This is a genomic window from Kiritimatiella glycovorans (genome assembly GCF_001017655.1).
Lineage (GTDB): Bacteria > Verrucomicrobiota > Kiritimatiellia > Kiritimatiellales > Kiritimatiellaceae > Kiritimatiella > Kiritimatiella glycovorans.
In genome coordinates this window covers 2,306,709-2,318,746 of the sequence record NZ_CP010904.1, presented here as the reverse complement: position 1 = coordinate 2,318,746, position 12,038 = coordinate 2,306,709, and the positions used below count along the sequence as shown (strand labels likewise).

The 12,038-nt window shown below is 61.6% G+C and carries 11 protein-coding genes and 1 pseudogene; 7 read left to right on the top strand and 5 right to left on the bottom strand.

Annotated features, from left to right (window positions below):
• Positions 1 to 3: 3 nt before the first annotated feature.
• The 3 genes from L21SP4_RS12960 to L21SP4_RS09715 form a co-directional block, all read right to left on the bottom strand.
• Positions 4 to 219 (bottom strand): hypothetical protein, encoded by a 216-nt coding sequence (locus tag L21SP4_RS12960; RefSeq protein ID WP_144413826.1) that lies wholly within the window; start codon positions 217 to 219, stop codon positions 4 to 6.
• A 104-nt stretch (positions 220 to 323) separates the two neighbouring features.
• Positions 324 to 3,725, bottom strand: a complete 3,402-nt coding sequence (locus L21SP4_RS09720; RefSeq protein ID WP_082116674.1) for an FAD-dependent oxidoreductase — start codon at positions 3,723 to 3,725, stop codon at positions 324 to 326.
• A gap of 173 nt (positions 3,726 to 3,898) precedes the next feature.
• Complete coding sequence (locus L21SP4_RS09715; RefSeq protein ID WP_160300792.1) at positions 3,899 to 4,417, bottom strand: transposase; 519 nt, start codon at positions 4,415 to 4,417, stop codon at positions 3,899 to 3,901.
• Positions 4,418 to 4,531: 114 nt separating this feature from the next.
• On the opposite strand from L21SP4_RS09715, the gene istA reads away from it, so the two are divergent.
• Both istA and istB read left to right on the top strand, forming a co-directional pair.
• On the top strand, positions 4,532 to 6,025 hold the full coding sequence (gene istA, locus L21SP4_RS09710; protein WP_052881066.1) for an IS21 family transposase: 1,494 nt from the start codon (positions 4,532 to 4,534) through the stop codon (positions 6,023 to 6,025).
• A complete protein-coding gene (istB, locus tag L21SP4_RS09705; protein WP_052881065.1) occupies positions 6,022 to 6,777 on the top strand; it encodes an IS21-like element helper ATPase IstB in 756 nt (251 codons plus the stop codon). Before istA ends, istB begins: the two co-directional genes overlap by 4 nt.
• A gap of 90 nt (positions 6,778 to 6,867) precedes the next feature.
• On the opposite strand, the gene L21SP4_RS09700 is transcribed toward istB, so the two are convergent.
• The gene (locus tag L21SP4_RS09700; protein WP_144413825.1) at positions 6,868 to 7,833 is read right to left on the bottom strand and encodes a transposase zinc-binding domain-containing protein; all 966 of its coding nucleotides are present in this window, start codon (positions 7,831 to 7,833) and stop codon (positions 6,868 to 6,870) included.
• Positions 7,834 to 7,898: 65 nt separating this feature from the next.
• Here L21SP4_RS09700 and L21SP4_RS13130 point away from each other — a divergent pair, with 65 nt between their 5' ends.
• From L21SP4_RS13130 to argS, 3 genes are all read left to right on the top strand, one after another.
• Positions 7,899 to 8,513: a helix-turn-helix transcriptional regulator gene (locus tag L21SP4_RS13130; RefSeq protein WP_052882471.1), complete on the top strand. Its 615-nt coding sequence runs from the start codon at positions 7,899 to 7,901 to the stop codon at positions 8,511 to 8,513.
• The gene (locus tag L21SP4_RS09690) at positions 8,402 to 8,914 is read left to right on the top strand and encodes a helix-turn-helix transcriptional regulator (RefSeq protein WP_160300790.1); all 513 of its coding nucleotides are present in this window, start codon (positions 8,402 to 8,404) and stop codon (positions 8,912 to 8,914) included. Before L21SP4_RS13130 ends, L21SP4_RS09690 begins: the two co-directional genes overlap by 112 nt.
• A gap of 136 nt (positions 8,915 to 9,050) precedes the next feature.
• On the top strand, positions 9,051 to 10,481 hold the full coding sequence (gene argS, locus L21SP4_RS09685; protein WP_052882469.1) for an arginine--tRNA ligase: 1,431 nt from the start codon (positions 9,051 to 9,053) through the stop codon (positions 10,479 to 10,481).
• A gap of 28 nt (positions 10,482 to 10,509) precedes the next feature.
• Here argS and L21SP4_RS09680 read toward each other — a convergent pair.
• Positions 10,510 to 10,926 (bottom strand): annotated as a pseudogene (locus tag L21SP4_RS09680) (N-6 DNA methylase); the annotation flags it as partial.
• A gap of 139 nt (positions 10,927 to 11,065) precedes the next feature.
• Between L21SP4_RS09680 and L21SP4_RS09675 the strand changes: the two are divergent.
• Both L21SP4_RS09675 and L21SP4_RS09670 read left to right on the top strand, forming a co-directional pair.
• The gene (locus L21SP4_RS09675; RefSeq protein WP_160300788.1) at positions 11,066 to 11,446 is read left to right on the top strand and encodes a hypothetical protein; all 381 of its coding nucleotides are present in this window, start codon (positions 11,066 to 11,068) and stop codon (positions 11,444 to 11,446) included.
• Positions 11,430 to 11,741 carry a hypothetical protein gene (locus L21SP4_RS09670; protein ID WP_052882466.1) on the top strand — a complete coding sequence of 104 codons (312 nt, stop codon included), beginning with the start codon at positions 11,430 to 11,432 and terminating at the stop codon, positions 11,739 to 11,741. Before L21SP4_RS09675 ends, L21SP4_RS09670 begins: the two co-directional genes overlap by 17 nt.
• The last annotated feature ends 297 nt before the right edge of the window (positions 11,742 to 12,038 follow it).

Genomic DNA, 12,038 nt, shown 5'->3' with positions numbered 1-12,038 from the left:
TTGTCATATCAGCTTCTCCATGCTTTGGGTTTGAGACGCAGCAAAACCGGGATAATCCCAAATGTTACGAGCCTTGGCAATCGCGCAATAAGAAATAATCTGACAGGCAAGTCGGACTGGTCGGACAAGTCCGACTTGTGTTTTAATCAACGTATCCACCGCGCCAAATTCATTATTTGTGGCTAGCGTCCCAGCGAGACGCTCGCCGTCCATATCCATTCGGACTGCATAGATTTGCTTCAACAATTTTTAACGACTTTCAACGATTTTTAACGACTTTTAACGATCTCCCCACATCTCCATTACCCATCAACCATCTACCATTACCCATCTCCCCTGCCCTCTTCCAGCACGGCATGGGCGTGGCGGGCGAAGTGGCCGCGCAGGTCGCGGCTGTAGGCCTCCAGCGTGGCGCGTCCCCGTCCTTGAAGGTCCCCGCAGCGGTAGAGGGCGCGTGCGAGAACCAGCTCGCGCGAGGCGTTGCTGCGCTCGGTGGTATCGTTCCTGTGGGGCGGCGTTTGGGCCTGCGCCCTGGCAATGGTTGTGGCAGCGTATCCTCCAATTGACGGATTGTCGAGCAGTGCGGCCAGCACCGGTGCGGCGCGGCGGTCGCCCAGCTCCTCCAAGGCCACGGCCACGGCGCGGAAATGCGAGAAGGCCTGCTCGGGTTTCAATGTCTGCGCCTTCTCAAGTATCGGTTCCAGCGCCAGATCGCTGCCGGTGTGGCCCAGGGCGATGATAAGGCTGTCGAGCCGGCTCATGCTGGCGCCGTACTGGCCCATTCCGCGATAGGTCCAGCCTTTGTCCCAATCGGAAGTTCTTACCGCATGGGCCAGCGTCTCGGCCCCGGAGGGATCCCCCAGCATGGCCAGCACATGCGCGTATATCAGACGCGCCTGCGGACTTTCGGCGTTCTCGTAGGCATCCCGCAAATGTGGAAACGCGTCGGCGGGCTGGGCCAGTACCAGATCGATGCCTTCGTAATCCTCGGGCAGGCGCCCGACTGCGGCAATGATCTCCGCCGCCGGACGCGGGAAGCTGTCCTTGTGACTGGCAACCTCCTCGGTCAGGATATCCTTCTCCACCAGCCGTCGTTGGATAGCTTCAATGTCCACATCGCGCAGGTTCTGCTGATTTTCGGCTGCTGTAGCGGCGATCATGCCGGCGGCATAGCCCTGGTTCTGGACACAGGGCTGCATGCGCAGCACCGGCATGGCGTCGCGATGGGCGCTGATGCCCAGTCCTGTCACCAGAACGCCTTCCAAGCCTCGCGGCAGCAGGGCGCGATAAGGGATATAGGCGTGAAGTCCACGCTTGTCCATAAACTTGAGCGTGAAGCGCGGATGAACCGAATAGCCGTGTGAATCGAAGTTGCTGCGCGCGATATTGATGGTGTCGGGATAGGTGCGCCGGTTGATGATATCGAGCGGAGAGATGGCGAAATCCCCGACGATGCGCCGTCGCTCGCGGGTGTCGGCCAGCACGCCGAGATCATAGGCGCCGTCAAACTTCTTGCGGCCCAGCACGAAGCTGCGCCAGAGGTCGAGCATATCGGTGTCGTCGATGATGGTCCAGTCGGTATTGACATACTTGTCTCCCGGCGGGTGCGGGGGCAGGCCCGATCCCTGCATGGCCGCATGGTCGGCGCCGGTATACATGATCTCCGCACCGGCGGCCGCGGCGATGTCGGCCTTGCCGGTGGAATCGACGACCATATCCGCCAGCACCACGCCGCGCCCCTGCGGCGTGGCCACCACGACACCCTTTACGCGGCCGTCTTCGAAAAAGGCGCCACAGCCAACACAGCCGAACCAGATGTCGGCCCCGGCCCGGCGCAGTTCGCGCCGCCACCACTCCATCTTGCGCTCCGTGGCCGAGACAGCCTCCATCGCCTTAAGGCCCTCCTCCACCTCGGCTGTGAAACCTTTTCTGTAGCCGTAGTAGTACTTCCCGATCAGACCCGAGGTCCCCACCCCGCCGAGGTCGTAGAGATATTCCAGCACCAGGGTGCGGGCGCCGTCGCGGGCCGCCGCAATCCCGGCCGGGGCCCCGCCCGTGCCGCCGCCCACCACCACGACATCGTATTCGCCCAGAACCGGCAGAGAGCGCTCTTCAGCAGGCACTCGCCTGCCATCGCGATCGATCCCCGGCCGGATGCCGTTCAGGAACTCGCGCGTGTCGCCGGCAACGGCCGGCTGGCGGCTGTCCCCGGCCAGATGGACCCCCTGCGGCTCCGGCCTGGATTTGGCCAGCCTTGCGGCCGCAACGCCGACGCGGCCGCCCACTGCCATCAGTACCGGCGGTTCAAGCATTTCGGCGGCCGCCGCGCGCGATACATGGGCACATCCGCCGAGGACATATATGCCGGGGATGCCAGCCGGCTGCAAAGCCGCCAGATCGAGCCCATCCCAGCCCGGCCAAGGGCCGGATTCGCGCGCCCGGCCTTTGATATGGTCGGGCGGGATCTGGAAGAGGAACTCGGAGGCATCCATCTGACCCGCCTGCCAGGTGCGGTCGCGGGCCACATTCTCGGCTTCCGCAAAGGCCGCGAAGGAACCGTCCGGCATATCGATCTCCAGCTCGTGGCGCAAGCCCTCCAAACCGGGGCCAATCTGGGCGGGCATCCGCGTTTGCCGGCCGCCTTCAGACACCTCCTGCAAATCTTTGCCCACTATTATGCGTGTAAAATTCTGCGATCCGGCTGGATAGGGCGTGAACTGCGCCCCGGCCATCCGGGCGACTTCGGCGCGCTCGGTGGCATCGATGATCGCCTTCGCCAGCACCGCCTGGCGGCCGGCGAAGTTGGCCATCACGATCCCGGCCGGCTGGCCGCCTCCGTCGCGCAATATGTCGGAGGGATGGCAGGAGTAGAGGAATTCGACACTGCTCGCGATCAAGGCATCGTCCAAGGCCTTCTTGACATGCATGGGGCGCGGCGGATAGCGCCCCTGCTGGTCGCCCTCGACAATTATTTCGCTCAAAAGAATGCGCTCGGCATCTGCGGTCTTGGATATGTTCAGCCGCAGATATCGCGCTGGCTCTCCCAAGGGAATTGTCAGAATCAGCGGTTGGTTTTCGAACTTGCCCGCGCGCAGCTGCTGGTTTGCAACGGTCCCGGCCGGCTGCCAGTGCTCGCCGTCTTTGCTGGTGGCAAGATCGATTTTCGCCACCTCGAACTCGCCCGGACGCTGGAATGCGGCGACGCTGACGCTGCGCGGCTGCGCAACCTCGCCCAGATCCACAACGATATTCACATCCTGATCGTATTGAACGCTTTGCTTGACGGCACTACGCAAAACCCCATCGCGAAGGCGCGTCGGCGGATCAGTGTCTGGATGAGCCTGTGCCGAAGGCTGGTCTGCCGTGTAGGTGAAATCGAGGCCCTGGCGCGGCTTTTGGTCGCCAGTAAAAATCTTCTCCGCAAGCGGGGTGAACAGCTCCTGCCCGGGATCGAGCCAGTAGCGGTAGGTGGCGCAGATGTCCTCGCCCAGATAGGGGCGCGGCGCCAGCAGAAAGACCTTGGCGCCCTGGCGGGCGGCCGCGAGCGCGGCCTCCACCGCCCCGGATGATCCGCCTACCACCACGACATCGCATTCGGCCGCGACCGGAATCTCGCGCGCAGATTCAGGGACAACCTTCTCGTTCGATGCGGAAACCGGCCTTGATAGAAGAAGCAGAACGAGAACTACTATGGCGCCACGTGGAACTTTCTTTATTGCTATCATATCATTCCAATCTGATTTTATTTCAAACGGTCGCTCACCGCTATGCGGTGCCTCAAGGAAAACTGATAAGAAATCGCTTTTCGGGCGGGCCGGGGCTGCCCCGGCCCGCCCGGAGGAGGCGAAAACAGGGTCAGAGACACCGGCGAAGAACAGACCTCCCCCGCCGCGAGCGCTCAGGCGTTCGCGTATATCATCACGGGCTCGGTGTCGTAGTCGGGGAATGGGTCATCGTAGCAGGGCTCGATGACCCATTCGGCAATCTCAGGCGGCGCCCTCGCCGGCGACACGCGCACGCCCTGCTGCCACAGGCCCAGGTGACGGAGGATGCGCTCGATCACGTCGCGTTCGTTGATGAGGGCCACGATGCGCATTTCTTTCTGGCACTTTGGGCAGAGGAGCGGATCGGCTTCCCACACCTTCTTGATGAGCTCGCGCCACTTGGCCGAGGGGATGCGGCGGGGCTTGTGTTCGGACACGTCGATGACCTGCACGCCCAGGCCCGCGCCTTTGGCCTCTTCGGCGGTGCGCTTGTCGCGCTGGCCGCGCATCTTGTTTGAGTACCAGCCGTAGTAGCGGACGAGCTGGAAGCTCTTGTCCGGAATGTGCTGGGTGATGGCGGCGATGAAGTCGCAGGGCGAGAAGACCTCGAAGTTGCGCTGAATCTTCGGGTTGAGGCCTGAGCGGTAGATCACGGAGCCTTCTGGATTGGTGCGCAGCGACAATTACACTTCCCCAGTGACGACAATTAGACTTCCCCACTAACCGGGGGTGCTGGAGGCTCTCTTTTTGGAAAGAAAGGAGGGCCGATGGTCACCCCGGACCGGAAAGTGAGGAAGCTGATGGAAGAATACGAAAGGACAGGGAACGTGTCCAAGGCTGCGTTGCGGGCCGATCTGGACCGTAAGACGGCGCAGAAGTACCTGAGGTGCGGGAAACTGCCCTCAGAGATGCCGGTTGAGCGCAGGTGGCGTACCCGGGAGGACCCGTTCGCGGAGGACTGGGAAGAGTGCCGACTGATGTTCGAGGGCTGCCCGGAGCTGGAGGCCAAGACGGTGTTCGAGTGGCTGTGCCGGGAGCGGGCGGGTAAGTATCAGGAGGGTCAACTGCGGACGTTTCAGCGGCGGGTACGTGAATGGCGAGCGCTTTCGGGGCCCGAGCAGGAGGTGTACTTCGCGCAGGAGCACCGGCCGGGCGTGCGGATGTCCACAGACTTCACGCACATGGACCGGCTGGGGATCACGATCGCCGGGGAACCGTTCGACCACCAGTTGTGTCACAACGTGCTGACCTACTCGAACTGGGAATGGGCCAGCATCTGCCATAGCGAAAGCCTGGTGGCGCTGCGTACGGGGATTCAGAACGCGCTGACGCGGCTGGGCCGTGTGCCGGCGGAGCACTGGATGGATCATTCGAGCGCAGCGACCCACCGGCCGGCGGAGGCCAGCGGAGAACCGCGGGCGTACAACCGCGCCTACCTGGAGCTGATGGATCACTTCGAGATGGTTCCCCGTCTGATCCAAGTGGACAGTCCCCATGAGAACGGGGATGTGGAGTCGCTGAACGGCGCCCTGAAGCGTCGGATCGAGCAACACCTGTTGTTGCGCGGGTCGCGGGACTTCGCCAGCCGGGCGGCGTATGAGCAGTTCCTTCATGGCGTGCTTCAGCGGGTGAACGAGACGCGGCGCGTCCGCCTGGCCGAAGAGTTCAAACACATGCGGGCGCTCGACGTGGACCGGCTGCCGGAATACACGGAGTATCGGTGCGTTGTACGCAGTTGGGGCACTATCAACGTGAAGCGCCGGATCTACTCGGTACCCAGCCGGCTGATCGGGTACACGGTGACGGTGCATCGCTACGCGGAACACATCGAGGTGTTCTACGGGGGCGTGCGCCAGCTCACTGCGCCATGGCTGCGGGATGAACACGCGCACCACATCAACTATCGCCATGTGATCGGTTCATTGGTGCGCAAGCCCGGGGCGTTCCGGAACTACCGGTTCCGTGCTGACCTGTTTCCGTCCTCCGCGTTCCAGTGGGCGTACGAGACACTGTGCGCGGCGGTCAACGATCGGACTGCGGAACGGGAATACCTGCAGATCCTCAAGCACGCGGCCACCACGATGGAATGTGAGGTGGAAGCGGCACTGTGCGGCTTGCGCGACCGCGGGGAGATCCCGCGCCTGGACGTGGTGCTTTCGGCGTGTCCGCGTCCGATGCCGACGTTGTCGGAGCATGCGCCGTTGCCGGTGGATCTGGCCGCCTATGACGAACTGCTGGCGCCGGAGGAGGTGTGCGCATGACCACGCCCGCCTCTCTGGCCATGACATTGCGTGCCCTCCGGTTGCCGGACGTGTTGAACGAATACGAGCGACTGGCTGCGGAGGCCACGCAGGAACAGTGGACGTACGAGCGCTACCTGGCCGCGGTGATGGAGAGCGAACTGCATGCGCGGGGCGAACGGCGCACGCAGCGGCTGCTGAAACGCTCCGGCCTGCCCGACGGCAAGTCGCTGGACACGCTGAACCTGAAGCTGCTTCCGACCAAGGTGCAGCGTCAGATCCCGGCGCTGGTGGACGGCGGTTTCGTCGAACGGGCCGAGAACGTCCTGGCGTTCGGCTTACCCGGACGCGGCAAGACGCATCTGCTGACCGCGATCGGGCGCGAACTGGTGCTGCGACACGGCACGACGGTGTTGTTTACCACGGCGTTCCACCTGGTGCAGAAGCTACTCACCGCCAAGCGCGACTTGGCGATCGAAGCGCTGCTGAAGAAGCTCGACCGCTTCGAGGTGGTCATCCTCGATGACATCGGTTACGTGCAGCAGAGCCGTGAGGAAATGGAGGTGTTGTTCACCTTCCTGTCCGAGAGATACGAGCGGCGCAGCCTGATGATCTCATCCAACTTGGTCTTCAGTGAGTGGGACAAGATCTTCAAGGACCCGATGACTACTGCGGCGGCCATTGATCGGGTGGTGCATCATTCCACTATCCTGGAACTCAACGGCGAAAGTTACCGCGCCCGGAAGGCGGGCGAACGGAATCGAAAACGATGAAAATCGCAATTGTGAGAATCGCGCACCCCCCATGGGGGGTGCCCCTGCGGGGTGGGAGGGGGAAGGCTCGGGCCTATCGGCCCATCGCCCTCAAACCCCGGAAACCCGGGGCCCACCAGCCCCGTCAACATGGGGAAGTGTAGTTGTCGCCGACGGGGCCATGTAGTTGTCGTTGACGAGATTGGCTCGGTTCGGCGGGCTGACCTGCATCTTCTCCACGGCGAAGGGGTTGCGGATGATGTACTGGGCCAGGCGCTCCAGGTCTTCACGCTCGTCGGGCAGCACGCGTCGGCTGCGATGCACGTTGAACCCGGAATGTACCCAGCCGCGCAGCATGTTCGCCCGCTCGGGCGGCAGAAGCCCCTTGTCCACCAGAAACGTGATGACCCGAGCCCGGAACAATTCCTCCAGCGGCTTGAGGCTGACATCGGGCAGGACATAGAACAGGCCCGAGCGCACGAACAGGCCGTCGGCAACGAGTGCGTGCAGGTGCGGGTGGAAGTCCAGGTATTCGCCGAAGGTGTGGATCGCCATGACGATGCCGGGCAGGCCCTCGGTTAGATTGAGCGTGGTGCGCAGGTATTCGAGCAGGCACTCGTGCGCCAGACGGCACAGGTCCTTGAGCAGGTCGCGGTCGTGGCGGAAGTAGATGCGCAACATCTTGGGCAGGGCGAAGGTGAAGTGCCGGTGGGGTACTGGGAACAGGATGGTCTCGGTGACAAGCGCGCCGAAGAGCTGGACTTTCTTCTGGCCTGCCTGCCGAAGCCGCTTCGGCGCAGGCAGGTGGCACGAGGGGCAGAACCAGCGCCCTTTGCAGGAGAAGGCGAGCAGGTATTCATGCTTGCAGTCGTCGCAGCGCACGCGGGCGAAGCCGCGCTCCAGGTCGCCGCAGTCGAGGAACTTGTTGACGACCTCCGGGATGATGGGGCGCAGGAAGCCGTACCGGGGCTGGTATTGTTCCTCGTATAGCTCCAGAAACGCGTCGAAATGCCCGGAAAGGCATTGCCACAGGGGCGATGCCTTGGGCCGGCGCGGACGATAGACTTGATCCACCATGCCGCCCAATGTATAAAAGAGGGTGTGTCATCTAACGGCATACCCCTGAAGAAAGTTTGAGAAAAATGAAGGCAGGCTCCAGACCCCAGTATTACCGCATCCGGCGCATGGTCCAGATGGTGCGCGAGGGCGCAGAGACCGGCTATCTGCCGAACAGCAGCGACTTCATGAAGGAGTTCGAGGTGTCGCGCCGGACCGTGGCGCGGGATCTGGACTTCCTGCGCGACGAGGAGAACGCCCCGCTGGCCTACGACGAGGCCCGGCATGGTTTCCGGCTCACGGACGAAACCTACATGTTGCCACCGGTGCGGATCAGCCGCCGGGAGGCGTTCAGCTTCGCGCTTGCCCGCAAGCTCCTTGCCCATTACGAGGACACACCACTCCACCTGGACATGCGCTCGGTGCTGGATAAAATTGCCGAGTCGCTGGAGGGCGATGTGACCATCGAACCGGACCCGTCTTCGCCTTCGGCTACGCCGTGGCAGGCTGGCTCAGTGAGCACGTCGGCGTCCTGCCCGAGGACCGGGTGCGGATCGATCCCGATGTATGGGCGAAGTTGGCTGGATGCGTGGAACGCTGCGAGGCGGTCCGGGCGACGTACCAGACCTTCGACGGGCGCGTATCCGAGTACGAACTGCACCCCTACCACCTGCTCGCCTACCATGGGAACTGGTACCTGATGGCGTGGAACGCGGAGAAGGGGCGTGTGGCGACGTTCGCCCTGTCGCGGTTCCGGCGGATCGCGGCGACGGGACAGGGTTACACGCGAGCGGCCGAGTTCAGCCCCGAGACATACGCCCGGCAGGCGTTCGGCATCGTGGGCGGCGAGAAGCCGATCAAGGTCCGGCTGCTTTTCGAGCCGAAACTGGCCGTGTACATCACCGAACGGCAGTGGCACCCCACCCAGGAGTTCCGAACGCGCCGGGACGGCCGTGTCGAGATGCGGCTGGAGACGACAGGACGCAAGGAACTGGTACGCTGGGTCCTGTCCTGGATGCCCGACGTGAAAGTGCTCGCCCCGAAGAGCCTGCGGGCTCGGATCGCGGAAAAGCTTCGGGATGGACTACGAGCACAGCAATGAAACAATAAGCGGTGGTCCCGATAGCGGAGCCAGTGTTTTCGAACTTTAAGTCAGCATCAGGGCTCCCGCTTCCTGCGAGTGTTCTGCCACAACTCCGGCGAGTAGTCCATAGTCTGCGACCGTCGAGAATGGGTCATTGAACTCGTCGGAGACGGTCGCATGGCTGTGGGCAACTCGCCTCTTCATTGGAAACGGCAAACCCGTCATCATCGACTACTCCAGCCCCAACGTCGCCAAGCCGATGCACATCGGCCACATCCGCTCCACCGTCATCGGCAATGCCATCGACCGCCTCTATCGCGCCCTCGGATACAACGTCATTGCCGACAATCACCTCGGCGACTGGGGCACCCAGTTCGGCCTCATCATCCTCGGCTACCGCGAATTCGCCGATCAGGAAGCATTAAAGACCGCGCCGGTCGAAGAGCTCGAACGCATCTACGTGGAAAGCTACAACCGCTCCAAAGACGACGACACCTGGCGCGACCGCGCCAAAGCCGAGCTCGTAAAACTCCAGAAAGGTGACCCCGAAAACCGCAAACTCTGGTCAACATTCATCGAACTCACCCTCGGCGAATTCAACAGGATCTACAAACGCCTCGACGTCTCCTTCGACCTCTACCGCGGCGAAAGTTTTTATAACGACGACCTCGCCAAAGTCATCGAACAGCTCGAAGAGAAAAAACTCTGCGGAGAGTCCGACGGAGCGCTCATCTGCAACCTCGAAGACGACGGCCTCGCCGTGGCCATCGTCCGCAAATCCGACGGCGGCTACAACTACACCACCACCGACATCGCCACTGTCATTTCACGCACCGAAGAGTTCCAACCTTCGGAAATCATCTACGTCACCGACGAACGCCAGCAGCTCCACTTCAAACAGTTCTTCCACATCTGCAAACAGCTCGGCATCGAAACCAAACTTACCCACGTCTGGTTCGGCCTCATGCGCCTGCCCGAGGCCACCTTCTCCACCCGCGAAGGCAACGTCATTAAACTCGAAGCGCTGCTCGACGAAGCCGAGGCCCGCGCCCTCGACGTCGTCAAAGCCTCCAGCCCCGACATGGACGAAGCGCAGCAGAAAGAAGTCGCCCGCGCCGTCGGCATCGGCGCCATCAAATACACCGACCTCAGCCAGAACCCGCAGAGCCTCGTCACCTTCACCTGGGAAAAAGCACTCGCCATGGACGGCAACTCCGCGCCCTACCTGCAATACGCCTACGCGCGCATCGCTTCGGTTCGTGACAAGTACGCCGAAAAATTCCCGGAGACGAATCCCGACGACTTCCCGATCATTCTGACCGAAGAGCAGGAACGCCGCCTCGCGCTCAAACTCACGCGCTTCCCCGCCGCCGTTGCAACCGCCGCGCGGCTGCACCGCCCCAGCGTCATGGCCGACTACCTCTACGATCTGAGTCAGGCCTACAGCTCCTTCTACCAGAACGTCCCCTTCCTCAGAGCCGACGAAGGCCCGCGCGAAAGCCGCATCCGCCTGTGCACCCTCACAGCCGCCATCCTGAAAAAGGGCCTCTCGCTGCTCGGCATCGAAACGCCGGAAAGAATTTAGGGGTCAACCTTCCCTGAATTAAAATTGCTCAGTCGCTTTTATTCAAATCCTCGGCGATGGTGGCGAACTGTTCCAGGGCGGCTTCGAGGTCTTCGGTGATTTCGAGGGCGATCACATCGGGGTCCGGCAGATTGGCGGAATCTTCGAGCGATTCATCCTTGAGCCAGAAGATGTCGAGGTTGGCCTTATCGCGTTTCACCAGTTCGTCGTAGCTGAAGCATTTGAAGCGTTCGGATTCTTTGCGGTCATGTCGGTTGTCGGAATTGAAACAATTCACGAAATCATCGAGGTCGGCGCGCTTGAGCGGATTGGTCTTGAGGGTAAAGTGCATGTTGGTGCGCAGATCGTAGATCCACAGCTTCTCCGTCCACGGCTTTTCCTGCGCGGGTTTGCGGTCGAAGAAGAGCACATTGGCCTTTACGCCCTGGGCATAGAAAATCCCGGTGCGGTCATTTTTTATCGGGCCAGCGACATCGTAAACCTGAAACAAGCCTATGACGCAAGTGGGAACATTTATACAGTCACAGCGTGGGAATCCGCCAAAATCATACCGTTTTAATTTGGCAACGCTCTACGACATCAATTTGGTCGGTAACACCAAATCGCACAACCTGCTGCTCATCGCCCAGCCCCCGCTCATCCACAAACTGCGCCTCGGCATTAACGACGACATCCGAAGCCGCATCACCTACTCGGTGCACCTCAAGCCCCTCGCGCCCGACGACGTTAAAACCTTCATCCGCGATCAGCTCGACCGCTGCGGACTGCCGCACGCCGTCTTCACCGACGATGCGCTCGCACTTGTCGTACGCACCTCCGAAGGCGTCCTGCGCCGCGTGCGCAACCTCTGCGTCGGCTCCCTGCTCGAAACCGTCCGCGACCGAAAACGCGAAGTCGGCCTCGAACAGGTCAACCGCGTCCTCATGCAGCCGCATTGGAGGAAAGAACATGACGTTACGCAATAAATGGACCGACGAACAAATCCGCACAGCCCGGCGCGTCGCACTCGCGCCCCTGCTCGAACAAATGGGTTATCCCATGCAGGAGCTCACAAACGGCAACTGGAGAGTTTACGACCTGCCCGCAGACATCGTCATCAAAGAAACCTACTGGGTCTGCCCGGACACCGGAACCGGCGGTAACGCCATCGACCTGCTCACCCGCGTCATGGGCATGAGCTTCAGCCAGGCCATGGATAAACTGGAGGCATTCAAACAGCCTGTCTGCGTGCGACGCACAGGCAGGCCGCAGGCATCGTAAACCCCGGAAAACAATACGACCGCACCGGCAAAAACCGGTGCGGTCATTTTTTATCGGGCCAGCGACATCGTAAACCTGAAACAAGCCTATGACGCAAGTGGGAACATTTATACAGTCACAGCGTGGGAATCCGCCGAAATCATACCGTTTTAATTTGGCAACGCTCTACGACATCAATTTGGTCGGTAACAGGTTTCCAAGAGCGTCATAGATAAATTGCTCGGTTGCGCCGGGTCGATCGGGGTTCCAAGGTTTGGTGAAACCTGACACTCTTTTCCTAAAACTCATTGAACTCGC